Here is a 25,254-nt window from a genome sequence, read left to right on the forward strand (position 1 = left end):
TTCTGGACTGTCAGAATGGCCTCCGGCATGGTGGTGGGTTTCCGGACCCGCCGCTGTGCCGGAGGTCTTTTGCGTTGACGGCCCGGACAGGCGCGACGGCCGCGGACCGGCAAGGGGCCCGTCCGGTCCAGGCCAGGCGGTGCCGGCGGGAGCGATTCCCGGGTCAGTCCGACAGGAGATCCGCGAGGACTGTGGCCTGGCTGTGGTCGGCGTCCTTGGCGGCGGTCAGGAGGGTGAGGCGCTTTCCCCTGACCGTGTCGCGAAGTGTCCTGATGGCCTCGCGGCCCGCATCGGAGTCGAGCTCCTCGCGGTATCGTCGCGCGAATTCGTCGAATTTCTCGGGATCGTGCCCGTACCACTGACGCAATTGGGTGGAAGGCGCGACGTCCTTGTTCCACGCGTCGAGATCTGCGTCCGCCTTGCGGACCCCGCGAGGCCAGATGCGGTCGACCAGAACACGGGTCCCGTCGTTGTGGCTTGCCTCTTCGTAGATGCGCTTGACGACGATGTTCATGCTTCCACGTATACACCCAGGCGGCAGACCGAGAACAGAGCCGCGAGGCGGCAGTGTTGTGCGCATCCGGGGCTGCCCCGACGCCGAGACGGCACTTTGGTGCATACTTGGGCCCATTGAGCGCACGTGCACGCCACCTCGCGGATGCGAAGCGCACGAAATTGCCGCCTCGGCCACGAAAGGCTCGCGGTTCGTGCTCTCACGTCCAGAGGTTTCGCGCGCTATGTCGCCGAGCTATCGCTCCGATCAGCTCAGTCTGATCCGGCCGCCGTCGACCGTGACTTTGTACTCGGGCAACGGCTTGGGCGCCGGCCCACCTTGCACGGAACCATCCTGGATGGAGAACGTGGAGGAGTGGCACGGGCAGGTGATGGACTCGTCCCGCACATTGACCGAACAGCCCTGGTGAGTGCACGAAGAGCTGAAGGCCTTGTACTCGCCCTGGGTGGGCTGAGTGACGACAGCCGTCATGCCGTCGGAAGAGACCTTGATGGCCCCACCTTCGGGGACGTCCGAGGCCGCCGCAATGTCGACCGGATGATTCGGATCGATGTCCGACTTGTCCGACGAGGAATCGCCGTCCGCCCCGCACGCACTCACTGCAACCGACGTACCGGCCAGGAGGCCGACCCCGGCCAGAGTGCGACGCCGGGTGGGCCCCTCCGTACTATGGCGGGCGGCCGACTGCGACGCGGATTCGTGGGTGGTGTGGGACTGGTGGCTCATAGGAAGGACCTCGTGGGTGAGTCGGATCGTGGACGGGGCGGGCCCGGCCGTGTCACGTCGCCCGGCCGTCTCACAACGGCCGGGCGTCACCGGCTCAGCGAATGCGCTCGAAGGCCCCCACACGATCAAGGTAACGGGTGATGCCGCCGTTGAAGAAGGGCCACCCGGCACCGAGAATCATGGCGAGGTCGATGTCCTGGCGGTCCGGGACCACGCCCTCATCCAGCATACGAGAAATCTCGGAAGCCAGCGCATTCTCGACGTCCGTCCGGATCTCCTCGACCGACCTGCCTTCGCCGGTCGCGGAAATGAGCTCCTGGGCCTCCGGGCTCAACCCGCCCTTCTGATTGGAGATGGGGGAGACCTTCGAATCGTTGAGTCTCTTGAAGTTCTCGGAGACATGGAAGCGATCGCCTTGGTAGGTGTTGAGCGACTCCAGGAGGTGAACACCAATCGGAAGACCAACGAGGTCGATGAGCGTAAACGAGTCCATCGGGAACCCCAAGGGCTGATAGGCCTCGACGACGCGCTCGGCCGGGGCGCCATCGTCGAGGGCCCTGCCCGCTTCGGAGAGGACAACGCCCAGGACCCTGTTGACGATGAAACCGGAGGAATCGCGGGCACCCACCGCGATCTTGCCGAGCTTCTTGGCCAGGGCGAATGCGGTCGCGATCGCAGCGTCCGTGGTGGAGTCGGTGCGAACGATCTCGACCAGGGGAAGCACGGCCACGGGGTTGAAGAAGTGGAACCCGACCACGCGCTCCGGATGCTCCAGATGCTCGATCATCTCGCTGACCAGGAGCGAAGAAGTATTGGTGGCCAGGATGCAGTCAGGCTTGACGGATTTCTCCAGGTCCGCGAAGACCTCCTGCTTGACCTTGGTCTCCTCGAACACGGCCTCGATCACGAAATCGCAGTCGGAGTATTCCGAGGTGTCGGTGGTTCCCGAAACGAGCGAGCCGAGCCGCTCCGCCTGCTCCTGAGTGAGGCGGCCCTTGGAAACGTTCTTGTCGAGTTCCTTGGAGATCCAGTCGAGGCCCTTGTCGACGCGGGACTGCTCGACATCGCTGATCAGCACCGGAACCTGAAGTCGGGTCAGGAAAAGCAGAGCCAGCTGGGATGCCATCAGGCCGGCCCCGACGACGCCGACCTTCTCGATCTCGGCCGGAGTCACTTCGGGCGGAACCATGGAAGGATGCTTCGATCGCCGCTGCACGAGCTCGAGCATCGAGTACACGCTCGAGGAGAACTGGTCCCCGCGGGCCAGGCCCTCCAGCACATCGAGCTGCCGCTCCCGGGACTCGGCCCTGCTTTCGAGGGGGCCCTTGCGGAAGATATCGAGCGCAACCCAGCACGCTTCGCTGGCGCCCGACGTCTTGCGTCGAATGAGGGTGTCGGTCGCGTCGGCGACCTCCTCGAACCGGGTGCGCAGCTCCCCGCCGTCCTGCCCGTCCGAGGACCACAGCGGGGATTCCTGATCCGATTCCTGCGGACGTTCGGGGCGGATCTCACCGCGGATCACCCTCCCGAACCACTCGATCGCTTCGGTCCGTGCCTCGTCGGACTTCACGTCACTGCTGGTGAGCGCGTCCAGGATACCGATCTCGTTCGCCTGGGCAGACGTAAGCATCTTCCCGTTGTTGAGCGGGTTCTGGAAGATGACGCGCGCGGCGTTTTCCGGGCCGATGAGGCGCGGAAGCGCGAAGATCCCGGTCCAGCCGGGGATCAGGCCCAGACGGATTTCGGGGAGCCCGATGTTCTTGGTCCCCGGATGACCCACGCGGTAGTCGGCCGACAGAGCGAGTTCGAGTCCTCCACCGAGGGCCGTCCCGTTCACCCGGGCACAGGTCGGAACGGGCAGGGCACGGATGGACTCGACGAAATCGTGCCCCATGCGTCCGACCAGGTCCAGCGGAGTCTCCGGATCTTCGGCCAGGGTGCTGACGAGCGTCAGATCGAGTCCGGCGGCGAAGGTTGGCGCGGTACCTTCGAGCATGATGCCTTCGACGTCGCCATTCTCGGCCAGCGTCCGGGCCCCCGCAACGGCGTCGAGCAACGCCTGGATGGACCGCGGACCCAAAGTTTCTGGGCGCCGGTCAGCATCATTGTGCAGTGTCAGAACCGCGATCCTGGTGCCCTGGTCGAGCTCGAGGATCTCCTGGGAGACCTGGGTGACCACTTCGTCGGGGCACCGTTCGGTCAACGGTGAGTAATCGGGGCGGGTTTCGGACATGGTGTTCCTCTCAACGAACGTGTTTTGCACCACGTTACCGAGACCGCCGTCCGCAATCTACTCGATACTCCGAGTACCGGAAGAATTCGTCGGATTGCGCGCATCTTCCGCAAACACCGGGGTCAGAACCGGGGTGACCAGGCCAATCTGCCATCCTCGGGCCCCGTACTCGGTCAAGTAGTCGGCAATGTCCTCGGGCGAGGCCACAGGATGCTCCCAGGCCAGGCGCCGGAGATGCTCCGGGGTGAGGAGGTTCTCCTGGGGAACCTCGTGGAATTCCGCAAGCTCGGCCACGGCGTCTTTCGCCTCTCTCAGGACTTCGGCCGCTTCCGGGCGTTTGGAAGCCCACGCCTTGACCGGCGGGGGCGAATCACTGGGCACCGTGAACGGCACCTCGTCCTGCCCAGAGGCGGCGTCGCGGATCGCGCGGACCCAGCGTACCGACTCACGCCGAATGAGTTTGGAATGGAACCCGGGAATCTTCTGGAGCTCCGGCACGGACCTGGGCATGGTCTTCGCGGCACCGATCAGTGCGGAGTCGGGCAGCAACTTCTTGGGCGCAAGGTCCTTGCGTTGCGCCAGCCGGTCGCGTTCGTACCAGAGATTTCGCAGGGCCGTGAGCTGTTTGACCGACCGGACCTGTCGAATCCCCTTGGTTTTCCGCCAGGGGTCGGGCTTGGGTTCGGGCTCGGGTGCTCGGCAGATGGCCTCGAACTCTTCCTGGGCCCACGCCATTTTGCCCTGGGCATGCAGGAGGTCGATGACGGCCTCGCGGAGGTCGACCAGGAGCTCGACGTCGAGGGCGGCGTAGACGAGCCAGGGCTCGGGCAGCGGCCTGGTCGACCAGTCGGCTGCGGAATGCTCCTTGGCCAGCGAGTACCCGAGCAGTTCCTCGGTCATCGCGCCCAGGCTCACTCGGTCGAGTCCCGCGAGGCGACCGGCAAGTTCCGTGTCGAACAGAGAATCCGGGTTCATGCCGACCATGCGCAGACTCGGCAGGTCCTGGGTGCAGGCGTGGATGATCCACTCGGAGCCTCGGAGGGCATCGTTGATGATGCTCAGGTCTCCGAAGGCCTCCGGATCAATGAGCGCGATGGGGGAGTTGCCTCGCTTGATCTGGACCAGAAAAGGACGCTGACCATATCGGATCCCGGAAGCCCGCTCGGTGTCGATGGCCACCGGCCCCGTGTGGGATTGCAACATCTTCGCGACCCGAGTGAGCCCGGCGGAGGTATCGGTCACGGGAGGGACGCCGCTGGCGGGCGCGTTCAGCGGCATGATGGGAGGGATCACCAGGTCGGAGGCGAGCCCGAGATCGGCCGCTACGAGGCCGTCCGGTTCGACCGCCTGGTCCTCCAACTCGTTCGCGCTGAGTCCTTCCCCGCTTCGAAACCGTCCATCGTCGTGGTTGTTCGCCGAAGTCTCTGTCATGGCGCAATCACGGGTCGGAAATCCATTCTTCGTCTCGGGGGAGCGGGTCGATTGTTTCCCGCTGGGTCAAGGGTGCCAGGTGGCACGTTGTCACAGTCTACTGGCTCGCCGACTAGGGGAAGTGGCGCCTAAATGCCTCGGCCGGGGAACCGGGCGACGTCGGTCGGCAGTGGTGGGAGCCCTGCGTAGGTGCAGACCATGTCTGCCCACGCCTCGAGATGCTGCTGCATCTCCGGTCCCTTCGGCGTCCAGGACGCCCGCAATTCGATTTCGATGCGCTCGTTGTCCTCGGCGAGGATCCCGAAACCTTGCGAGAAGGCGCGGGTTGCGGTTCCACCCGCCCGCTTGTGGCTCGCCCCCTTGCGGTCGAGGGCCTCGATGAGCCAGTCCCAGGCGACGGACGCGAGCATCTGCTCGGCCGCGACGTCGGGCTCGATGCTCGCGCGGATGTAACTCACGACGCGAAAGTCCCCACCCCACGTTTCGGGGAACCGCGGATCGTAGAGGAGCATGAACCGGCCCAGGGCCAGTTGCCGCTCCTCATTGGACGGGTCGACGACGTCGGCCCCCAAACCGACGCCGTAGGGCGCCAAATGCGTCGGAGCGTCGATGCTGGAAAGCGATAATTCGGGCTGGAAACGGGCACGACGCAACGAGCTCAGGGCCTCCCTGAACTGGCTGGGTGCGCTTTTCTGGTCCTGACTAGCCGTCACGTATGTCAGGCTACGGTGGTGGCACGAACCGTTGAGCAAGGCGCGCCGGTCGCGCTCACTCTTCCGTCCAGGTTACGTACTCAGTCCTCCGGGGTGAATGCCAGGGAGACCGAGTTCATGCAATAGCGCAGGTCGGTCGGTGTGCCGAGGCCCTCGCCCTCGAAGACGTGGCCGAGGTGCGAATGGCACTGGGCGCACTGGACCTCAATACGCTCCATACCCAGGCTTGAGTCCTTGATGTAACGGACCCGGTCCTCGGCCAGGGGTGCGAAGAAAGACGGCCAACCGCACCGCGCATCGAATTTCGTGTCGGCCGTGAACAATTCGGCGCCGCAGGCCCGGCACGAGTAGGTCCCAGAGGAGAACTCGTCCCAGTATTCGCCGCTGAAGGGCCGTTCCGTGCCCGCTTCGCGCAACACGGAGTACTCCTCGGGGGAGAGGATTTCCCGCCACTCGACTTCGGAACGGTTCGCGGCAGAAGTGCCTGCGCTGCCGTTCTCGGTCGCGGCATCGGTGTGGAGCGCTGAGCGCTTGAATGGATTGTTAGTCATCGACATGTCCTGTGCCCCAGTACAGGTGCAGTACCGGCACCCCTAGGGTCTTTTCCGCTGTATTGGACCAATGGATATTCAGCGTGTCCTCGACCGGATGCGGCTCGGTGATGATGAGTACCTGGTCGATACCGTCGTCGACCTCTTCCCGCATAGCACGGAGCGGCTCGCCTTCAACGACCCTGCCCCGGCCCGGAAGTCCCGCGTCACTGAGCGTCTGCAGGGATCCTTCGAGGATCTTCTCGGCATCCGCTCGCAACGTTGCGGGTCCTTTCTCGGCGTGCGAGACCACGCGAAATGCTTCCTCAAAGTCCAACAACGCGAGCTGGTCGAGAAATTCCAACCAGAGGCGCTTGTTCATCTCCGTGGGGACGATGACGCGAATATCGTCACGGGCATCGGGATCCTCGCCGGACCTCACGATATTGATGTTCTCGATCTCGGCCTCGCCGAGAATTGCGTCGGTCACCACCAGCAAATTGCTCATGTCCCGATACTACTCGTCAGGACACGACCGAATCATCAGTTGTTCTGCGGCTGGACCCCAAGGATGATGGTGTCGGGGAACACCGGGGAAAGGTCGGTAATCGAACGTGTCTTGGATCGACTTTCGGAAAGCATCGACCACGAAGGCTTTGGGGTCGGGGGCTCAGTCCGGTACGGGACGAATGTCCGCGGTCAGGCCATGGCTCTCGGGCCTGCGCACCGGCATGGTCGCTGGAGCCGGGGCCGCAAGCCTCGCCGTCGGCACCGTGGCCGCCGCTGCGGGGTTTTACGCACGGACGATCGTGACCCCACCGAAGCCGGGCAACGAGACGATGCGGATTCTCGGCGTGGGGTATGAGACGCCCGAGCCCGTCGAAGGGCAGATCCCGGCCACGGTCAGTCTTCCCGCGGACGCCGAAACGCTGGTTCCGGGGCGATACATGCTCTTTTTCGACGCCGGCCGGGGGAGGGCCCTGATCGGGGACGTGGTTTCGTATTCCCCGCGGCTCGAGACGGTGACCCGGCGAGTTCTCGAGGTCCGACAGGGAGATCTCACCGTGGCCAAGCGTTGCCGTTGGTCGGGGGCCGTCTATGACACGCCAGCCGATGCGGGGTTCGAATTCATGGACGTGACCTTGGAGCTTCCCGTGGGTGAGGCGCCGGCCTGGGTGGTTCCGGCACCGGAGTCCTCGACGTGTCGGACGTGGGCCGTGATGATCCATGGACGAGGAGCGTCCCGGCAGGAGACCCTTCGATCGCTCGCCGCAACCCAGAAGCTGGGCATGCCCAGCATCCACGTCTCCTACCGGAACGACAGGGACGCTCCGCCCTCGGAAGACGGGCGGTACGGACTGGGTTTCACCGAATGGCAGGACATCGACGTCGCGATCCGATACGCGCTGGATCACGGAGCGGACGACGTCGTCCTGTTCGGCTGGTCCATGGGAGGGGCGATCGCGCTGCAAACGGCGGACAAATCGGCGTTCCAACACTTGATCCGTGCCATGGTGCTGGACGGGCCCGTGGTCGACTGGTTCGAACTGATCCGGTACCACTCGAAGATGCAGCGCTTGCCCTTGCGTGCGGGCCAACTGGTTGCCGACCTGTTGTCCGAACCTCGCGCGGCCATGATGACGGGACTGCGTTCTCCCATCGTGCTCTCCGACCTCGATTGGCTGTCCAGGAGCGACGAGCTCATGACGCCGACCCTCATCATCCATTCGACGGACGACGAGTTCGTCCCCTCGTTCGCTTCGAAGAAACTTGCCTCGCGCAATGAGTTCGTAACCATGGTCCCCTTCCGCAAGGCCCGACACACCAAGGAATGGAACGTGGACCCCGAGCGATGGACCGCCGCAGTCACCGAGTGGTTGCCAGATCATCTTTCCGACGACAACCCTGCCGTCGAGCCGGAGGAAGGCCGATCTGCGATCGCGATGTCGCGGCGCCAGGTGGACTACTGACTGCTAATCCGCCTTGATCTGGGCGTAGCGTCCCTTCGTGACCGTGAGAAGGTCATCAGGAGACAGCTCGACGTCGAGGCCTCGTTTGCCGCCGGAGACCAGAACGGTCGGGTATTCCGCCGCGCTGCTGTCGAGAAGGACCGTCACGGGGGTTTTGTGACCCAACGGGGAAATCCCGCCGACGACGAAGCCGCTTCTCTTCTCTGCGATGGCCGGGTCCGCCATGGACGCGGACTTCCAGCCCATGGCCGCCGCCGCACGCTTGGTGTTCAGCGAGCTCGAGACCGGAACCACGGCCACGGCGAATTCCTTGTCGTGGGTGATCATGAGTGTCTTGAACACTTGGTCGGTGTCCCGGCCCAGTTTCTCGGCCGCCTCGCTCCCGAAGGAACGGGCATCGTCGTCGTGATCGTAGGGTCGCAGGCCGAATTCGACACCCGCGTTCTGCAGAACAGCGATCGCCGACGTCGGGGCCGACCCTTCCGCAGCCGGTTTCTTCTTCTTGGACACCATCTGGCCTTTCTGACGAAATATTGTGTGCCTCCAGGGTACGGACGCCGCCCTCACGGTCGGAAGACGGCAACCCGGCTTGCGGAGGACTACACTCTCAGGGGGAACCGGCCAAGGAGGCCGGTGCCGCGGAAAGGTGCGGTGGCACGCTTTCCGCACCACAAGCAGAGCAAAGAGCGAATGAGGAGCAAGGTGTCCGAAGCCGCCATCCGTCTGGTCGATCGTCGCCCGAGCGTGTCCGCCGAGGAACTGCTCAAGGGGTTCACCCCCTCCGAGCGTTTCGGCGAAGTCTCCTTCGACACCTACATCCCGGACCCCAACCAGCCGTCCCAGGCGCACGCCGTGGAGGCCCTCCAGGAATTCGGGCGATCCGTCGGCGGGTCCAAGGGCTCCGGCGGACTGTTCTCCAAATTATTCGGCAAGGGCTCGACCAAGGATTCGAAAGCGGGCATCTACCTCGACGGCGGGTTCGGCGTGGGCAAGACCCACTTGTTGGCCTCGCTGTACCACCAGGTTCCGGGTCCCAAGGCCTTCGGCACATTCGTCGAATACACGAACCTGGTCGGCGCACTGACCTTCCGCAAGACGGTGGACGCCCTCTCCGGCTACAACCTGGTGTGCATCGACGAATTCGAACTCGATGATCCTGGGGACACCGTGCTGATGTCCCGGCTCATGAGGGAGCTCGCCGACGCCGGGGTCAAACTGGCCGCGACCTCGAACACCTTGCCCGGTTCGCTGGGCGAAGGACGATTCGCGGCGGCCGACTTCAAGCGCGAGATCCAGGTCCTCTCGGACCAGTTCGACGTGATCCGCGTCGACGGCGAGGACTACCGGCACCGTGGACTGCCTGAAGCACCCCGCCCGGTGGCTTCCGAAGACTTCGACGACGCGGTGGCGGGGTTCGGCGATGACAAAACCGTGGCCATCGACGACTTCGACCAGCTCATCGAACATCTCTCTCGCGTCCACCCCAGCCGGTACCGGCAGCTCGTGGAAGGCCTGGACGGCATCGCCTGGCGAAACGTCACCCCGATTACCGCGCAGGCGGTGGCACTGCGATTCGTGGTCCTGGCGGACCGCCTGTACGACAGGGACCTGCCGATCGTCTCCTCCGGCGTGCCGTTCGACCAAGTCTTCACGGAGGAAATGATGGCCGGCGGATACCAGAAGAAGTATTTCCGTGCCGTGTCCCGCCTGACCGCCCTGGCGAGAGAAGGATTGCTCGAGGAGACCGTCGAGAAGTAAACGACGACGTCGTGCGGATGACGACGTCGTGCGCGAGATCCGCGCGACAATCATAGAGGGCGGCGACACGATGCTGGCCGCTCCTGCCGAGGAGCGCGGTCCGGCCGGGCGGGAAGGACAGAAGACGATGCTCTGGGTGGTTCTTCCGGCCGTTCTCGTGGGGACGATTCTGCAACGTATCTCAGGCACGGGTGTCGGTCTGGTCGTGGCCCCGGCCTTCGCGATTTCGTTGGGTGGCTCGAACGGAGTCTTTCTGACCAATGTCACGACGGCCGTATCGGGCTTCCTCCTCACCTGCGCCCTGTGGCGGACAGTCAACTGGAGCCAGTGGGCCAAGCTCTGTTCGAGCGCGTTGATCGGGACCGTGATCGGTGCCGTCGTCGTGCGGGTGACGCCTGGTTCGGTTCTGCAACTCGTGGTGGGCAGCGTGGTGCTCCTCGGAATGGTGGTGCTCCTGTCCGGAGGAGGGGCACGCCAACCAGCCGACCCGGAGCGGTCCAGCGCGGGTACGACGACGTACGGAGCCGCGGGAGGCCTGCTCAACGTGACGGCCGGTGTTGCCGCCCCGGCCATGGTCATCTATTCGCGGGTCACTGGGTGGAGACAGACCGAGTATGCCGCCACGATGCAACCCGTTTTCATGACCCTCGGGGTCACGTCCCTGGCCGCAAAATTTGCGATGGGAGCCGTGGAACACGCGACGATGCCCACCCCCTGGCTTTTTGTCGGAGTCGCCGGCATGGTCCTGCTCGGCCTGGCCGCCGGAACGCCGTTGGCGCGCCGTATCCCAGCGTCCACGGCTCGGACCATGGCGTTGGTCCTGGCCGGGGCGGGAGCCGTCGTCGCCATTCTCAAGGGGCTTTTCGGGCTGCTCGGGTAATTTTTGGGCCGCCGCGTGGTGCGGAGCGCCGGGGCCGCCGAGGTGGCAGTCTCGTGCGATTCTTCGCCCGAGGTGGCAATTTTGGGACGCTGCGGGGCCGATTCCCGCACGGGAGTGCCGTCTCGCGGCGCGCGGTCTCCCTGACGCTTGACGCCCGGCACGTCTGACGCCGGTGAGTCTGCTCCGCGCGCACAAAGGCCCCGGTTCCGAAGAACCGGGGCCTTGTCTGTGCGCGATACTGGGATCGAACCAGTGACCTCTTCCGTGTCAGGGAAGCGCGCTACCGCTGCGCCAATCGCGCTGGATACATATTTGATTATGTACTGCGAGGTGAGGACGGGATTCGAACCCGCGTACACGGCTTTGCAGGCCGCTGCCTAACCACTCGACCACCTCACCATGTCCTGATCGAAGGACTCAGGGCCTATGCCCCACTGCGTGAAGCAATCTGCGAGCGGTTGACGGGATTCGAACCCGCGACATCCACCTTGGCAAGGTGGTGCTCTACCAGCTGAGCTACAACCGCATGTCCAGCATTCTCGGAATCCATGCCCGAGTCCCGGCGAACCTGCATCAGTTCGTCGCGCCGACAGATGAATACTCTACACACCCTGGCGAGCGATGCAAAATCACGCCACCCCACGTCGATTGCCCCGAGATTCCGCGGAATGACGGGGGATCGGGCGACATGAATCGGCGAATCCCGGAAATTTGCACCGTGTGTCGTGTGTCACCAACGGCAGAACCTGGTGCCGCTTTGACTCTCCCGGAGAGCGTCTCTAAGATGGTGCGAGTGCTGAGCGCGATTGGCGCAGTGGTAGCGCGCTTCGTTCACACCGAAGAGGTCACTGGTTCGAACCCAGTATCGCGCACGATATTTCGCTCTGGACAGCGTGGATTAGGCCCCCGATCGGAAGCTTCCGGTTGGGGGCCTTTTTCATGGGGCCCGCCATGGAGCCCGAGCCGCAATGGAGCCCCGGATGCACCCGCCCACTCGTGCGAATTCCTCCGATGACAGGTGAGGCACGGGGGTCGGTGAGCCCCGACACCGCGTTGGGGCACCTGCACCGACGGACTGGGGACGACGGACTGGGACGGCCGGACCGGCACGGGCGGACCGTGTGACATGCGCGGTGGCGTCAATGCACGGGTGCGAGGTCGTCGGACGGCAGACTGGCTGAAGGCGGCGCCCACGCCCCAGGCCGCGATCCGCGGCGAGCACATCGCAATGCAGAAGGACGATTTCGAGGACATGACCCAGCCGAGGCTTGCAACCCAGACCGAGCACGGGCGCATGTACGCGCGTTCGGTCGGCGGAGAGCTCGAGGTTCCTTCCATCACTACCGTCATTGGACAGTACGCTCAGGACCTCGGAGGCTGGCACGGATACATGGCGGCCAAAGCCGCCCTCGAAGACGACCGAGCCATGCGCGCGTCCCGGTCGGTCGGGCTCAAGCACGCGGTCATCAGGGACGCGGCGGCCGCGGCGGAACGCTACCGGGATCAGGCGGCCGCCCGCGGCGACCGGGTCCACAATTACTGCGAAAACGTTGCCCTGCGAGCGATGGACATGGATCACGCCGTCGACGACGCCCGGGAAGAGCTGAGGCAGTACGGCGAGTCCGCATGGGCCGACCGGTTCGACGAATGGTGGGAGCTGTATACGCCGGAACCCCTGGCCGCCGAGGTCACCATCTGGAACCGAACGGTGGGCTACGCGGGAACCCTGGACCTGGTGGCCAAGATCGGCGGACGCGTCTGCATCATCGATTACAAGACCAAGGGGACGGACCGCAAGAACCGGGTCAAGCCCCTGGACACGAAGGTCATCATGCAGTTGGTGGCCGGGGTCAAGGCCGAAGAGGCGCTGGCGGACGCGGACACGGGGCGCTGGGTCGACTGGGAATTCGGTGACGCGCCGGTCCTGCTCGGCGTGGCCCTCGGGGAGACCGAGGTCAAACCCCAGCAAGCCAATCCGGATCTCCTCAAACACAACTGGTTCAAGTTCTGCGCTCTCCGTAAGGTATGGGAGTATCACCGATCCGTCGACGCGGCCCTCGAAGAGAGCTCGCTCCAGCCTCTGATGCCCGTGGTCCCGCCGCCGCCCAGGATCCACTTGCCCGAACAAGACGCCAGCTAGTCGCCAGGAGAAAAATTTCATGACCGTTCTGTCCGTGCGCACGATCGGCGACCCCGTTCTCCGCACCGTGTGCGAGCCCGTCACGGAGTTCGACGCCGATCTCTCTCGGCTGATCGACGACATGATTGAGACCATGTTCGACATCGACGGCGTCGGCCTCGCCGGCCCGCAGGTCGGCGTCTCGCTCCGGCTGTTTGCCTACGGCATCGAAGGTCCGGACGGCGAGGTCGGCCACGTGATCAACCCGGTCCTCGAGATCGGCGAGGAGCCGCAGGAAGGCGGCGAGGGGTGTCTGTCCGTGCCCGGGCTGAGCGGCGAAACCCCGCGCAGAAACTGGGCGAGGGTCACTGGAGTGGACAGGAACAATCGGCCGGTCGAGGTTGAGGGCGAAGGCCTCCTGGCCCGGTGTCTGCAACACGAGACGGACCACCTGGACGGCAAACTCTACATCGACCGCATGGTCGGCGAGGAACGGAAGAAGGCCATGCGCGCGATCCGTGCCGCCGACTACAACGACCTCTCCGCCGGGGTGCAGCGTCAACGCGCCGGCAACGTCTCGAGCGGCTTCGGGGCGGGCGCTTCCTTCGGTGCGGCCGCCGGTTCCGCACCGGGGGCGGCATTCGGCGGGGGCGCACGCTGATGCGAGTGCTCTTCGCCGGAACACCGGACACCGCCGTCGGCCCCTTGAACGCCCTGGTGGACGCGGGACTGGACGTCGTCGGCGTCCTGACGAGGCAGGATGCGCCGCTCGGGCGGAAAAGGGTCCTGACACCCTCGCCGGTCGCCCAGCGGGCCGAACCCCTGGGTCTACCGGTCGTCAAGGCGAATACGTACGACGACGTCGCGCACGCCGCCGTCGCCGACCTGGCACCGGACGTCGCGGGGGTCGTGGCCTATGGCGCGATCCTTCCGCGCAAAGCCATCGACCTGCTTCCCTACGGGTGGATCAACCTGCACTTCTCCGTCTTGCCTCAGTGGCGCGGCGCCGCACCGGTGCAGAGGGCGCTCATGGCGGGGGAGCGCGAGCTCGGGGCTTCGACCTTCCTGATCGAGGAAGGTCTCGATACGGGTCCCGTGTACGGAACCATCCTCCAACAGGTAGGGGACGAAGACACCGCAGGAACCATGCTCGGCTCTCTGTCCGCCCGCGGCGGCTCGCTCCTCGCAGAAACTCTTCGCGACATCGAGAACGGCCGCGCGAGGCCCGCAGAGCAGACTGGCGAGCCAACCTTCGCCCCGAAACTTTCCCTCGAGGACGGACGCATCGATTGGGGCCGGCCCGCGGCCGACATCGAGGCCCACGTCCGTGGGACGACCCCGGAGCCAGGGGCCTGGACGCTTCTGGCGGGCCAAAGGGTCAAGATGCAGGGCGTGTACCCGGTCGACTCCCAGGCACCGTCGTGCTCCGCCACCCCGGGGACAGCAAGATCGGAGGGCCGGCGGGTACTGGTGGCCTGCGGCGACGGCGAAGTGGTCGTCGAGCGCATTCAGCCCGCAGGGAAAAAGATGATGAACGCGGCCGACTGGGCTCGTGGAGCAGGACGAATCGATCAGGAGACCGTGATCTTCGAATGAGTGACAACTTCAACCGACGCCAACAGCGGAACGAAAACTCCGGCGGGAGGAATTCGCGGCGTGACGCCCAGGGACGCGAGAGAAACAGGAAGTCCCAGGGCAGACGAGATTTCTCGGCCTCGGCCCCCAGCGCTCGGCGTCGCGTTGCGGACCCGGACCGCCTGGTCGCCTTCGAGGTCATGCAAGCGGTCGACAATCAGGATTCCTACGCGAACCTCGTGCTTCCACAGGCGATCCGGAAGCATCGCCTGGACCGGCGCGACGCCGCATTCGCGACGGAACTGGCCTACGGGACGCTGCGCGAACGCGGGACCTATGATGCGATCCTGTCCCGGTGCCTCGACCGTCCGCTCGAGAAAACTGATCCGAAAATCCTCAACGCGCTGCGTCTCGGAGCCCACCAGATTCTCGGCATGAGGGTCCCGAACCACGCTGCCCTGAACCAGACCGTCGGCCTGGCCCGCGGCGTCATCGGGGCAGGACCATCGACCATGGTCAACGCCGTGCTGCGTCGGGTGAGCGAGAAGAGCCGCGAAGAATGGATGGTCGAGCTCACCGCCGATCTGACCGACGACATCAAGAGGATGTCGATCGAGGAATCCCACCCGGTGTGGATCGTGCGCGCGTTCCGTCAGGCGCTCGCCGCCCACGGGCGCGTACCCACGGAGATCCAGGAGCTGCTCGCCGCGGACAACGAGAGCCCGTCCGTCCATCTGGTGGCCCTGCCCGGCATCGGTGACCTGGGGGAGGCGCTGGACAACGACGCCGTCCCGGGCCAACTCGTCGAAGGTTCCGCGGTCTACAGCCACGGCGACCTGGGGCGCCTCGAGTCCGTGCGATCCGGTCGGATCCGGGCTCAGGACGTCGGGTCGCAACTCGTCGCTCGAGCCCTGGCCGGCGTCCAGATCGAGGGGTCCGACCAAGCATGGCTCGACCTGTGCGCGGGCCCCGGTGGCAAAGCGGCCCTGATGGGTGCGCTCGCGATCGAGCGGAACGCGGAGCTGGTGGCCAACGAGTCGGCCAAGCACAGGGCGGACCTGGTCTCCCACGCCCTGGAGCCTCTCCCGAAGAGCGCCTACAGGGTGATGATCGGGGACGGCAGGAAGATCCGCGAGAACATCATGGACGCCGCCGACCTGCCGGAGAATATCGGGCTCGCGGTCGAGGCCTTCGGCGAAGACGGTGATGTCTTCGACCGTGTCATGGTCGACGCTCCCTGCTCGGGGCTGGGCGCGTTGCGGCGGCGTCCCGAGGCGAGGTGGCGGAAGAAGCCGGGCGACGTCGCCGATCTTCTGCCCCTGCAGCTCGAACTCACCCAGGCCGCCATCTCGGTCACGCGACCCGGCGGCGTCGTCGCCTACGTGACGTGCTCGCCCCACCCGGCAGAAACACAGAACGTTCTCCTCGATGTCCTTGACGGAGGCGAGGTCGAGTTGCTGGACACCGCGGCCGCTGTGCGGTCGGTTGCCCTCCCGGGCGTACTCGAGGGCGACGCCGATCCCGGCACCGCAGTGCCAGGTATTGAACCGGCCGAGGGCCAGGAGGCCGCAACCACGGTTCAACTCTGGCCGCACGTCCACGGGACCGACGCGATGTTCATGGCTCTGTTGCGCAAGAAGTAGAGCGTGGCCGCCCGATAGGCTGGAGTCGTACCGTTCAGCCGTCAAAGGTCGGTCGAGACCCGAAGCGACGCGTCGACAGGAGGACACGTGAGCCATCTCCACATCAACCCCTCGATTCTTTCCGCCGATTTCTCCCGGCTGGGAGAGGAGTTGCGGGCGATCTCGGATGCCGACGCGGCTCACATCGATGTGATGGATAATCACTTCGTGCCGAACCTGACGTGGGGGCCGCCCGTGGTCGAGCGCCTGCACGAGGTCTCTCCCGTCCCTTTCGACGTCCATCTCATGATCGAGGACGCCGATCGCTGGGCCCCACGGTATGCGGAGATCGGGTGCGAATCGGTGACCTTCCACGCCGAGGCCGCCATAGCACCGATCAAACTCGCGAGGGAGCTGAGAGCCCAGGGCTCCAAGGCGGGGATGGCGCTGCGGCCGGCCACACCGGTGGAACCGTATCTGGACATGCTCGAAGAACTCGACTTGCTCCTCATCATGACGGTCGAACCAGGCTTCGGCGGCCAGAAATTCCTGGACCTGACCCTTCCCAAACTTCGCCGTGCGGCCGAAGCCGTCCGGGGGAGCGGAGCCTCGGTTGCCCTGCAGGTCGACGGCGGGGTGTCCGAGGAGACGATCGGTCGGGCAGCGGAAGCTGGAGCCAACGTTTTCGTGGCGGGGTCCTCCGTCTACGGCGCCGATGACCCGGCCGCGGCGATCGAGGGATTGCGTTCCGTTGCGGAACGTGCCGCCGAGAATTCGACGCGAATCACAAATATGCCATAATCGGTGTCACGCAATCGTGCTCCGGGGGTCGGTGAAATTCCGAACCGGCGGTCATAGTCCGCGACCCACAGTGCACTCGAATGATTTCGGGGCCTGCGGCCGAACCGGCGAAAATCCGGTACCGACAGTACAGTCTGGATAAAGGCGCACGAGCAGAACGCGGCACATGCCGTGGGCGGTCGGCCCGAATCGGGGCCGATCTTCCGCAGACGATGTCGTACGTTGTGTTCTCCCCGGAGCCTCCGCAGCTCGGAAGGAGAACAGTGAGTATCCTGCGGTGGCTCTTCGACGCTCAGCTGACCATTGGTGGAGGGTTCATCCTCTGGCGAGAGGTCCTGGGCAATTTCTTCGGACTCGCGTCCGCCCTGGGCGGGATGAGACGCAAGGTCTGGGCGTGGCCGATCGGAATCGTCGGCAACCTGCTCCTCTTCACCGTCTTTCTCGGCGCCGTGTTCGGTTCCCCCAACCCCGTGAACCTCCTTGGCCAAGCCGGCCGGCAGGTCATGTTCATCATTGTCTCCGTGTACGGCTGGTACCAGTGGAAGGCAGCCACCTCGCGTGGCGACGCGGCGGTCTCTCCGCGCTGGGCCACCTGGAAGGAACGGCTGGTCCTCCTCATCGGCCTGTTCGGCGGCACGGCCGCTCTGACCCCCGTGTTCAAGGTCCTCGGATCCTACGAGCCCGTGTGGTCCGATGCCTGGATCTTCGTGGGATCGCTCCTGGCCACTTGGGGCATGGCCCGCGGGTGGGTCGAATTCTGGCTGATCTGGGTCGCCGTCGACGTCGTGGGAGTGCCCCTTCTCTTCTCGGCCGGCTACTACGCCTCAGGCCTCATGTACCTCTTCTACGGCTGCTTCACCCTGACCGGCTTCTTCATCTGGTGGCGCACTCGAAATCGCCAACGTCGAGTCCAGGTCGAGACCCGCTTCCCCGACCCGACGGTCGAAGTCACCGACGGGAAACGGAAATGATGCCCGAATTCGACGCCCGTGACGAGTCCGCCATGGACTCGGCCCTCGACGCGGCCCTCCGTGGGCCCCGAGGCGCCAATCCGCTGGTCGGTGCGGTGCTCACCGACGAGTCGGGACGGATACTGCACACGGGCCGACACATGGGAAGCGGAACCCCTCACGCGGAGGTCGATCTCATCGCGGCGGCCCAAGCTGCCGGAACGGACCTTCGCGGAACCACGCTGTACGTGACCCTCGAACCGTGCAATCACACGGGCCGGACAGGACCCTGCTCGGAAGCGATTCTCGAGGCCGGGATCCGCTCGGTGGTGTGCGCGACCGCGGACACGACCGACACCGCGGCCGGTGGCGCCCGGTTCCTCTCGGCCAACGGCGCGGATGTCCGGTCGGGGTTGCACGCCGACCGTGCCCGCAGGATGAACGCGCGCTGGTGGAAGTGCCAGGAGGAGGGCCGCCCCTTCGTGACCGCCAAGATCGCGGCGACGCAGGACGGCGTCGTCGCCGCCGACGACGGAACGAGCCAGTGGATCACGGGGCCGGAAGCGCGCGCCCACGGTCACAGGCTCCGCGTCAGGGCGGACACGATCATGGTCGGCACGGGAACCGCGCTCACCGACAATCCTCGGCTCACGGCCCGTGGACCCGAGGGAGGGGCCCTGCCCGAACAACCCCGCCGGGCCGTCATGGGTCTGAGGCGACTTCCTGCTGAGACGGCTCTTGATGACGGCGAAGAAGCCCTCCGACTCCCGACCCGTTCACCACGCGAGGCCCTCGATCGTCTCGCCAGGGAAAACTCACGGCACGTGCTGATCGAAGGCGGCCCCGGAATCGTCTCGGCCTTCCTGGCCGAAGGACTCGTCGACGAGCTCTACTGGTACACCGCCCCGAAACTGCTCGGTGCCGGACGACGCGCGATCACGCAGCTGGATGCGACAACCCTCTCCGACGCGCTGCCCCTGAACGTCGACCCCGCCGGGGCGGAAGCAGACGCAACGACCCACGGCATCGGCCTCCTGGGCCAGGACACACTCACCCATCTCGCCGCCGAGCCTGCTCCGGCGACCGAAAGAAAGTAGTAGCCATGTTCACCGGAATCATCGAATCCTTGGGAACGGTCGAAGCCATCGACAGGCAGGCCGATTCTGCCGTGCTCCGCGTCCGGGCCGGTGACCTGGCCTCGGACCTGCCCGCCGGGGGATCCCTCGCCGTCAACGGCGTCTGCCTGACCGCGACAGGAACGCACGAAGGAGACGGACTCTTCGTGGCGGACGTGATCGGGGAGACTCTGGACCGCACCAACTTGGGCGAACTGAGCGAAGGGTCCCGAGTCAACCTGGAAAGGTGCCTGCCCGCCAACGGACGGTTCGACGGTCACATCGTCCAAGGACACGTGGATGCGACCGGCGCCATCCTGTCCGTCGAGGAACACCCCGAGTGGTCCGTGATTCGCGTGGCCGTGCCGGAAGACCTCGCACCCCAGATCGTCGAAAAGGGGTCCATCGCCGTCGACGGGATCTCGCTGACCGTCACCGCGGTCAGCGCACCCGCCGACCCGTTCGGCTGGTTCGAGATCGGCGTCATACCGACCACGCTCCGGGCGACGACGCTCGGAACCGCACAACCGGGGGACACCGTCAATCTCGAAACCGACGCCGTGGCCAAGTACCTCCTCCGCGCCCGCGACTTCGACCTGACACGAGCGCCGAATGACGGATCCGTCCCGGAGGCCTCGGGGCACGTGGACGGCAGCTTCGACTCCATCGACGACGCCATCCGCATCATCGCCGCGGGCGGACTCGCCGTCGTCGTCGACGACGAGGACCGCGAGAACGAGGGAGACCTCATTGGGGCCGCCGCGCTCGCGGACCCCGCGCGTCTGGGATTCATGGTCAGGTACTCCTCCGGGGTGGTGTGCGCACCGATGACGGGTGAACGAGCCGACGCCCTGGACCTACCGCCCATGGTCGCCACCAACGAGGACCCCAAGGCAACCGCATACACGATTACCTGCGATGCCGCCCACGGAATCGATACCGGAATCAGCGCCCAGGACCGCGCCAAAACCTTGAACGTGCTGGCAGGGTCATCATCGACTGCCTCGGATCTCACCCGTCCCGGCCACATCCTTCCGTTGCGTGCCGTCGAGGGTGGTGTTCGGGCACGAGCCGGACACACGGAGGCCGCGGTCGAACTCGTGCGGCTCGCGGGGCTCCCGGAAGTCGGCTACATCGCGGAAATCATCCACGACGACGGAACGCTGATGCGCTTCGACGATCTGCGAGCCTTCGCCGACCTGCATGGCCTGCCCATGATCTCGATCGAAGCACTCGCCGAACGATTGGCCCAGCTCGACGACGAGAGCGCCGACGCCGAATGACCCATACCCACGACGACCCCGACGAACCCGTCGACTCCTCGCAGCCCGTGGTGGTGCCCACCCCGCAGGGCAACTTCAGCATGAGGGCATGGTCCTTTCCCGACGGCCACGAGATCATGAGCGCGACCGCGCTGGACGACGCCGGCCAGGCGATCGACGCCGACAACCCGGCGCCGCTCGTTCGGATCCACTCGGAATGCCTGACCGGAGACGTCTTCGGTTCCCTCAGATGTGACTGCGGACCGCAATTGCACCAGGGCCTCGAGCAGATCTCCGAGCGCGGCGGCACCTTGATCTACGTCAAGGGGCACGAGGGAAGGGGCATCGGGTTGGTCAACAAGCTGAAGGCCTATCGACTCCAGGACGACGGCCTCGACACGGTCGACGCCAACCTCGCCCTCGGCTTCCAGGCCGATGACCGCGCCTACCGCCAGTCCGCGCGCGTCCTGCGCGAGCTGGGCATCACGACCCTGCGGCTGATCACCAACAATCCCGTCAAGGCCGAGGCGCTGACCGAGCTGGGTCTCGTCGTCGGATCCTTGGAACCGGACGAAATTTCCCCGCGCAAAGAAAACGCGCGCTACCTGGCCACCAAGAGGGACCGGATGCATCACCGCCTGGTCCTCGTGCCGGTGGAGACCGACCAGGATGAGTCGACGTCGCGAGGGCCCATGGACCCCGCGTCGTCGGAGGATCCCCACACCAACAGACCAACTACCGACTGAGGAGACATCATGAGTGGATTCGGAGCCCCAGGCACCGAACTGGGACAGCTGCCGACCGACGGACTGAAAGTTGCCGTTGTCGCGGCATCATGGCACGAGCAGGTCATGGACGGCCTGGTCGATGGGGCGCGCAGAGCGCTCGCGGACGCATCGCTCGAGGACGCCGCGACGATCGTTCGCGTTCCGGGCTCCTTCGAACTCCCGGTCGCCGCGAAGCACCTGGCCGAGACCCACGACGCCGTCGTCGCGCTCGGCGTCGTGGTCCGTGGTGGAACCCCGCACTTCGACTACGTCTGCGATGCGGCGACGGCCGGGCTGACCCAGGTCAGCGTCCAGACCGGTACGCCCGTCGGTTTCGGCGTCCTGACCTGCGACGACGACGAGCAGGCGCTAGACCGGGCCGGTTTGGAGGGATCCAGCGAGGACAAAGGCTACGAGGCCACGGTCGCCGCGATCCAGACGGCGGTAACACTCGCTCATATCGGCGGGTCCCGGGGTAACCTGGGCGGGTGAAAACCTTCGAAGACCTGTTCTCTGAACTGACCACCAAAGCCACCGATCGGCCGGCGGGATCCAAGACCGTCGCCGAGCTCGATTCCGGGATCCATGGGATCGGCAAGAAGGTGGTCGAGGAAGCCGCTGAGGTCTGGATGGCCGGCGAATACCAGACCGACGACGAGCTCTCCGAAGAGATCTCGCAGTTGCTCTATCATCTTCAGGTCCTGATGATCGCGCGCGGTCTGACCCCGGAAGACGTCTACAAGTTTCTCTGAACCCGACCTGACCCCGGACTTGTCCGGCCCCTCCCCGGAACCAAAGGATTTTCATGCTGCGAATTGCCGTGCCCAACAAGGGGGCACTCTCTCAGGCCGCCCAGACCATGCTCTCGGAAGCGGGATACCTCCAGCGGCGCGAGAGCCGAGAACTGGCGATCGTCGACGAGGAGAACCAGGTCGAGTTCTTCTATCTCCGGCCGCGTGACATCGCGGTCTACGTGGGACACGGAACCCTGGATGTGGGAATCACGGGCCGAGACCTGCTCCTGGACTCGGAGGCCGACGCCGAGGAGGCGCTCGGGCTGGACTTTGCCCGTTCAACCTTCCACTTCGCCGGCCCGATCGGGCGTTTCACCTCACCCGAGGAGTTGCACGGCAAGCGGGTGGCCACAAGCTACTCGAGCCTGGTGCGCAACTACTTGAAGGAACAGAGGATCGACGCCGAGGTGGTCCGATTGGACGGGGCCATTGAGTCATCCATCCGGCTCGGAGTGGCCGACGCTATCGCCGACGTCGTCGAGACCGGCAACACGATGCGGGCCGCAGGGTTGGAGCCCTTCGGTGACCCGATCATGCGGTCGGAGGCGTTGCTCATCAAGAGGCACGGGCTCGAGGACGGTGCGAGCCTCGAGGTCCTCCGTCGTCGTCTGCGCGGGGTGCTGGTCGCGCGACAGTACGTACTGATGGATTTCGACGTGAGCGAGGAGAACCTCGAGGCGGCGACCGCGATCACGCCGGGCCTCGAGGCGCCGACGGTTTCGCCCCTGCAACGCGAAGGCTGGTACGCGGTGCGATCCATGGTTCCGAAACGTTCGACCAACCAGCTGATGGACAGTCTGTACGAAGCCGGCGCGCGAGCCATCCTGGTGTCGCCGATCGGTGCGGCCCGAATCTGACGCGCGGGACGCCTCTCGAAAGGAAAGCACGATGAGCGTAGCTGTGCGAGTGATTCCCTGCCTGGATGTCGACGCCGGGCGGGTGGTCAAAGGAGTGAACTTCGAGGGTCTGCGCGATGCGGGCGACCCGGTGGAGCTGGCCAAACGATACGACGCCGTCGGTGCCGACGAACTGACTTTTCTCGACGTCACGGCGTCGTCCTCCGACCGAGAGACCACCTACGACATCGTCGCCCGAACCGCCGAGGAAGTCTTCATCCCGTTGACCGTCGGTGGGGGAGTGCGCACCGCTGAGGACGTCGACAGGTTGCTGCGTGCGGGAGCCGACAAGGCCTCGATCAACACCGCAGCCATCAACCGACCCGAGGTCATCAACGACATCACGGAGAGGTTCGGCAACCAGGTCCTCGTCCTGTCGGTCGACGCCAAGCGCACGGACAACACGGCCTCCGGCTTCGAGGTCACGACCCACGGAGGACGCCGCTCGACCGGGATCGACGCGCTCGACTGGGCATCCGAGGCGGCCGAGCGCGGCGTCGGCGAGATCCTTCTCAACTCGATCGACGCCGACGGAACCCGTGACGGTTTCGACCTGGAGATGATTCGGGCGGTGCGCGGCGTCGTCGGCATTCCGCTGATTGCCTCCGGGGGCGCGGGCGAACCGGCTCACTTTCCCGAAGCTGTCAGGGCAGGAGCCGACGCGGTGCTTGCGGCGTCGATCTTCCATTTCGGCCCCGACCATGCAATTCGCGACGTCAAGACCGCGATCCGCGAGGCCGGGTTCCCCGTGCGCTGACCCCGTGGGCTGACCCCGTGTGCGGCTCCGCGCTCAGGCCCGGTGTCTGAGGTCGGTGCGCTGGCTCGGTGTCCGTCCGGCGCGCCCGGGCCGTGCCTCAGTAACTGATCTGGACGTTCGCGGCCTCACGTCGCCCGAAGAGGTACAGGAGAATCTCGAGCGGGGTGCCCGTGATCGTGACGTGCTCACCCGTGCTCGGAGCCTTGACGATTTTCTGGACCAGTCCACTGATTCGCGAGGACGCGGACGGTTCACGCAGCGTCTTCGAGCCGAAAGCGGGTTCGCCGTCATCGTTGGTCCCCATCACGGTCAGGCCGTCGGGGTAGTCCTTCGCGAACATCTTGCCCTGGGAGCCGATGGTCTTCCAGATCCGCTCGTCCTCTCCCTCGATCCGCGATTCCGCACCGTTCATCTCGGTCGAATCGGACGAGCCTCGCAACACGTCCTCGCGGTGGATCACGTATTCGGCGAAGTTCATGCCGTAGTCCACGGTCTCGCTCCTGCGCTGCGGAGCATTGGTCGAACCGAATTTCTCGACCGCCTCCATGTAGGAGCGTCCGTCGGTCAGCTGTCCGGCGAGTTCTTCGGTTTTCCGATCCGTGCGCGAGGCGAGCGGCGGAATCACGACGCCGGCCGCGATGTCCGGGCGGGTTTCGCGCAAAACCAGGTGCGCAACCATGTGCTCCGTGTTCCACCCCTCGCAAAGTGTCGGCTTCCCGGGACCGGTCCTGAGCAGGACGGAGACGAGCTGGTTCCTGAGGTCTGTGATAGCGCTCATGGTGCCAGTCTAAGCGATGCGCAATGAACCACACCGGCCACGACCTGGGGCTTTGCCTGAATCTCTGAGGGCGGGCGCGTGGGCGGGGTGCGCGGGTGGTGGGCAGCGGCCGGCCGCCGAGGTGGCAGTTTCGTGCGGATTTCGACGGCCACATACCGCATACACCGGTCCCACCGTGCTGGAGCGGCGCCCCCATACGCACGAGATTGCCACCGCGACGGATTGGCGACGGCGTCGTGTTGCGTCGCGCGGTGTCGTGTTGCGCCCTGCGACGTCGTGCCGCCGTCGAGTGCCATCGCCGAGTGCGCCCATCGAGCGGAGCGCCGAATGCTGTTGTGTGGTGGTTGTCCGATTGCGAGGGGGTTGCCGGCAGAAAAACAACGTTCCCGGCCGGGTGTGCGGGATGTTTGCGTGGGGGTTACCGGATTGAGAGGCGTTTTCCCGCGTTGGGTGGCGGTTTAGCCCCCACCCAACGCGGGAAAACGGCACCGAATCGGGTAACCGCCTCTTTCGAGCCGGGCGGCAGCCACCGAGACACACCGACCGAGAGATCCACCGCCCGCGAACCCCAAGGCGCCACCCGATCCACACCCCGCCCGTCCCCCCCCCGCCCATTCCACCTTCCGCCCCTCGAGGAATACGTCCCGTTATCAGGCGGTAGAGTTGTTGCTTGATGATGAGCCAGTCGCAATCCCAGGATTCCGCGCTCCCCGCAGAGATCGAGGAGCGCCTCACTTTCGACGCCCAGGGGCTGGTCGCAGCCATCGTGCAGCAGCACGATACGGGTGAAGTCCTCATGCTGGGGTGGATGGATGCTGAAGCACTCCATCGGACCCTCACGAGCGGACGGGTGACCTTCTGGTCACGGTCGCGTCAGGAGTATTGGCGCAAGGGAGACACCTCCGGCCACCGCCAGTACGTCCGGTCCGTGGCCATGGACTGCGACGGCGACGCCCTGCTCGTCCGGGTCGACCAGATCGGTGCGGCGTGCCACACCGGCACGCGCACCTGCTTCGACGGACGCGATCTGCAGGCCGTGGTCGGCCACGAAGAAGACTGAGCC

General features: G+C 65.5%; 26 protein-coding genes, 4 tRNA genes and 1 riboswitch. Of the genes, 18 read left to right on the forward strand and 12 right to left on the reverse strand.

Features of this window, described 5'->3' with window-relative positions; all coding sequences use genetic code 11:
- Positions 1-163 precede the first annotated feature (163 nt).
- From AB0Y14_RS00685 to AB0Y14_RS00715, 7 genes are all read right to left on the reverse strand, one after another.
- Entirely contained in the window at positions 164-514 is a 351-nt protein-coding gene (locus tag AB0Y14_RS00685; protein ID WP_436587384.1) for a DUF488 domain-containing protein, read from the reverse strand.
- Positions 515-760: 246 nt separating this feature from the next.
- On the reverse strand, positions 761-1,240 hold the full coding sequence (locus tag AB0Y14_RS00690) for a Rieske (2Fe-2S) protein (RefSeq protein ID WP_436587385.1): 480 nt from the start codon (positions 1,238-1,240) through the stop codon (positions 761-763).
- Between the two features lie 94 nt (positions 1,241-1,334).
- Positions 1,335-3,473, reverse strand: coding sequence for a 3-hydroxyacyl-CoA dehydrogenase NAD-binding domain-containing protein (locus tag AB0Y14_RS00695; RefSeq protein ID WP_436587386.1), 2,139 nt, complete (start codon positions 3,471-3,473; stop codon positions 1,335-1,337).
- Between the two features lie 57 nt (positions 3,474-3,530).
- Entirely contained in the window at positions 3,531-4,904 is a 1,374-nt protein-coding gene (locus tag AB0Y14_RS00700; protein ID WP_436587387.1) for an HRDC domain-containing protein, read from the reverse strand.
- Positions 4,905-5,032: 128 nt separating this feature from the next.
- Positions 5,033-5,617: a DUF3000 domain-containing protein gene (locus AB0Y14_RS00705; RefSeq protein WP_436587388.1), complete on the reverse strand. Its 585-nt coding sequence runs from the start codon at positions 5,615-5,617 to the stop codon at positions 5,033-5,035.
- Between the two features lie 80 nt (positions 5,618-5,697).
- A complete protein-coding gene (gene msrB, locus AB0Y14_RS00710; RefSeq protein ID WP_436587389.1) occupies positions 5,698-6,168 on the reverse strand; it encodes a peptide-methionine (R)-S-oxide reductase MsrB in 471 nt (156 codons plus the stop codon).
- Positions 6,161-6,655 (reverse strand): hypothetical protein, encoded by a 495-nt coding sequence (locus tag AB0Y14_RS00715; protein WP_436587390.1) that lies wholly within the window; start codon positions 6,653-6,655, stop codon positions 6,161-6,163. Before AB0Y14_RS00715 ends, msrB begins: the two co-directional genes overlap by 8 nt.
- A 106-nt stretch (positions 6,656-6,761) precedes the next feature.
- On the opposite strand from AB0Y14_RS00715, the gene AB0Y14_RS00720 reads away from it, so the two are divergent.
- Complete coding sequence (locus tag AB0Y14_RS00720) at positions 6,762-8,117, forward strand: alpha/beta hydrolase family protein (protein WP_436587391.1); 1,356 nt, start codon at positions 6,762-6,764, stop codon at positions 8,115-8,117.
- 3 nt (positions 8,118-8,120) lie between these two features.
- Here the strand turns inward: AB0Y14_RS00720 and ybaK are convergent, their stop codons facing one another.
- Positions 8,121-8,627, reverse strand: coding sequence for a Cys-tRNA(Pro) deacylase (ybaK, locus tag AB0Y14_RS00725; protein WP_436588786.1), 507 nt, complete (start codon positions 8,625-8,627; stop codon positions 8,121-8,123).
- 180 nt (positions 8,628-8,807) lie between these two features.
- On the opposite strand from ybaK, the gene zapE reads away from it, so the two are divergent.
- On the forward strand, positions 8,808-9,875 hold the full coding sequence (gene zapE, locus AB0Y14_RS00730; RefSeq protein ID WP_436587392.1) for a cell division protein ZapE: 1,068 nt from the start codon (positions 8,808-8,810) through the stop codon (positions 9,873-9,875).
- A gap of 28 nt (positions 9,876-9,903) precedes the next feature.
- Positions 9,904-10,755 carry a TSUP family transporter gene (locus AB0Y14_RS00735; protein WP_436587393.1) on the forward strand — a complete coding sequence of 284 codons (852 nt, stop codon included), beginning with the start codon at positions 9,904-9,906 and terminating at the stop codon, positions 10,753-10,755.
- A 229-nt stretch (positions 10,756-10,984) separates the two neighbouring features.
- Here AB0Y14_RS00735 and AB0Y14_RS00740 read toward each other — a convergent pair.
- From AB0Y14_RS00740 to AB0Y14_RS00750, 3 genes are all read right to left on the reverse strand, one after another.
- Positions 10,985-11,056 (reverse strand) — tRNA-Val (locus AB0Y14_RS00740).
- A gap of 27 nt (positions 11,057-11,083) precedes the next feature.
- Positions 11,084-11,154, reverse strand: a tRNA-Cys gene (locus tag AB0Y14_RS00745).
- Positions 11,155-11,208: 54 nt separating this feature from the next.
- Positions 11,209-11,281, reverse strand: a tRNA-Gly gene (locus tag AB0Y14_RS00750).
- A gap of 274 nt (positions 11,282-11,555) precedes the next feature.
- Here AB0Y14_RS00750 and AB0Y14_RS00755 point away from each other — a divergent pair.
- The 14 genes from AB0Y14_RS00755 to hisF all read left to right on the forward strand — a co-directional run bounded on the left by AB0Y14_RS00755 (position 11,556) and on the right by hisF (position 23,413).
- Positions 11,556-11,627 (forward strand) — tRNA-Val (locus AB0Y14_RS00755).
- A gap of 380 nt (positions 11,628-12,007) precedes the next feature.
- Positions 12,008-12,895 carry a PD-(D/E)XK nuclease family protein gene (locus tag AB0Y14_RS00760; protein WP_436588787.1) on the forward strand — a complete coding sequence of 296 codons (888 nt, stop codon included), beginning with the start codon at positions 12,008-12,010 and terminating at the stop codon, positions 12,893-12,895.
- A gap of 19 nt (positions 12,896-12,914) precedes the next feature.
- Positions 12,915-13,535, forward strand: coding sequence for a peptide deformylase (gene def, locus AB0Y14_RS00765; RefSeq protein WP_436587394.1), 621 nt, complete (start codon positions 12,915-12,917; stop codon positions 13,533-13,535).
- Positions 13,535-14,470, forward strand: a complete 936-nt coding sequence (gene fmt / locus AB0Y14_RS00770) for a methionyl-tRNA formyltransferase (RefSeq protein WP_436587395.1) — start codon at positions 13,535-13,537, stop codon at positions 14,468-14,470. Before def ends, fmt begins: the two co-directional genes overlap by 1 nt.
- A complete protein-coding gene (locus AB0Y14_RS00775) occupies positions 14,467-16,092 on the forward strand; it encodes a transcription antitermination factor NusB (RefSeq protein WP_436587396.1) in 1,626 nt (541 codons plus the stop codon). The genes fmt and AB0Y14_RS00775 overlap by 4 nt, the downstream gene beginning before the upstream one ends.
- 87 nt (positions 16,093-16,179) lie before the next feature.
- The gene (gene rpe, locus AB0Y14_RS00780; protein WP_436587397.1) at positions 16,180-16,872 is read left to right on the forward strand and encodes a ribulose-phosphate 3-epimerase; all 693 of its coding nucleotides are present in this window, start codon (positions 16,180-16,182) and stop codon (positions 16,870-16,872) included.
- A 13-nt stretch (positions 16,873-16,885) separates the two neighbouring features.
- Positions 16,886-17,025: riboswitch (FMN riboswitch) on the forward strand.
- A 110-nt stretch (positions 17,026-17,135) separates the two neighbouring features.
- Positions 17,136-17,843, forward strand: coding sequence for a nicotinamide riboside transporter PnuC (gene pnuC / locus AB0Y14_RS00785; protein WP_436587398.1), 708 nt, complete (start codon positions 17,136-17,138; stop codon positions 17,841-17,843).
- Positions 17,840-18,919: a bifunctional diaminohydroxyphosphoribosylaminopyrimidine deaminase/5-amino-6-(5-phosphoribosylamino)uracil reductase RibD gene (gene ribD, locus AB0Y14_RS00790; RefSeq protein ID WP_436587399.1), complete on the forward strand. Its 1,080-nt coding sequence runs from the start codon at positions 17,840-17,842 to the stop codon at positions 18,917-18,919. Before pnuC ends, ribD begins: the two co-directional genes overlap by 4 nt.
- 5 nt (positions 18,920-18,924) lie before the next feature.
- A complete protein-coding gene (locus AB0Y14_RS00795) occupies positions 18,925-20,220 on the forward strand; it encodes a riboflavin synthase (protein WP_436587400.1) in 1,296 nt (431 codons plus the stop codon).
- Positions 20,217-20,945 carry a GTP cyclohydrolase II gene (locus tag AB0Y14_RS00800; RefSeq protein WP_436587401.1) on the forward strand — a complete coding sequence of 243 codons (729 nt, stop codon included), beginning with the start codon at positions 20,217-20,219 and terminating at the stop codon, positions 20,943-20,945. Before AB0Y14_RS00795 ends, AB0Y14_RS00800 begins: the two co-directional genes overlap by 4 nt.
- A 9-nt stretch (positions 20,946-20,954) precedes the next feature.
- Positions 20,955-21,458 (forward strand): 6,7-dimethyl-8-ribityllumazine synthase, encoded by a 504-nt coding sequence (gene ribH / locus AB0Y14_RS00805; RefSeq protein WP_436587402.1) that lies wholly within the window; start codon positions 20,955-20,957, stop codon positions 21,456-21,458.
- Positions 21,455-21,718: a phosphoribosyl-ATP diphosphatase gene (locus AB0Y14_RS00810; protein ID WP_436587403.1), complete on the forward strand. Its 264-nt coding sequence runs from the start codon at positions 21,455-21,457 to the stop codon at positions 21,716-21,718. The genes ribH and AB0Y14_RS00810 overlap by 4 nt, the downstream gene beginning before the upstream one ends.
- Positions 21,719-21,771: 53 nt before the next feature.
- The gene (hisG, locus tag AB0Y14_RS00815) at positions 21,772-22,617 is read left to right on the forward strand and encodes an ATP phosphoribosyltransferase (protein ID WP_436587404.1); all 846 of its coding nucleotides are present in this window, start codon (positions 21,772-21,774) and stop codon (positions 22,615-22,617) included.
- A gap of 31 nt (positions 22,618-22,648) precedes the next feature.
- Positions 22,649-23,413, forward strand: a complete 765-nt coding sequence (hisF, locus tag AB0Y14_RS00820; protein WP_436587405.1) for an imidazole glycerol phosphate synthase subunit HisF — start codon at positions 22,649-22,651, stop codon at positions 23,411-23,413.
- A 97-nt stretch (positions 23,414-23,510) separates the two neighbouring features.
- Here hisF and AB0Y14_RS00825 read toward each other — a convergent pair whose 3' ends face one another.
- Positions 23,511-24,191 (reverse strand): hypothetical protein, encoded by a 681-nt coding sequence (locus AB0Y14_RS00825; RefSeq protein WP_436587406.1) that lies wholly within the window; start codon positions 24,189-24,191, stop codon positions 23,511-23,513.
- Between the two features lie 673 nt (positions 24,192-24,864).
- Between AB0Y14_RS00825 and hisI the strand changes: the two genes are divergently transcribed.
- The gene (hisI, locus tag AB0Y14_RS00830) at positions 24,865-25,251 is read left to right on the forward strand and encodes a phosphoribosyl-AMP cyclohydrolase (RefSeq protein WP_436587407.1); all 387 of its coding nucleotides are present in this window, start codon (positions 24,865-24,867) and stop codon (positions 25,249-25,251) included.
- The last annotated feature ends 3 nt before the right edge of the window (positions 25,252-25,254 follow it).

It is taken from the genome of Rothia sp. HC945, assembly GCF_051370785.1.
GTDB lineage: Bacteria > Actinomycetota > Actinomycetes > Actinomycetales > Micrococcaceae > Rothia.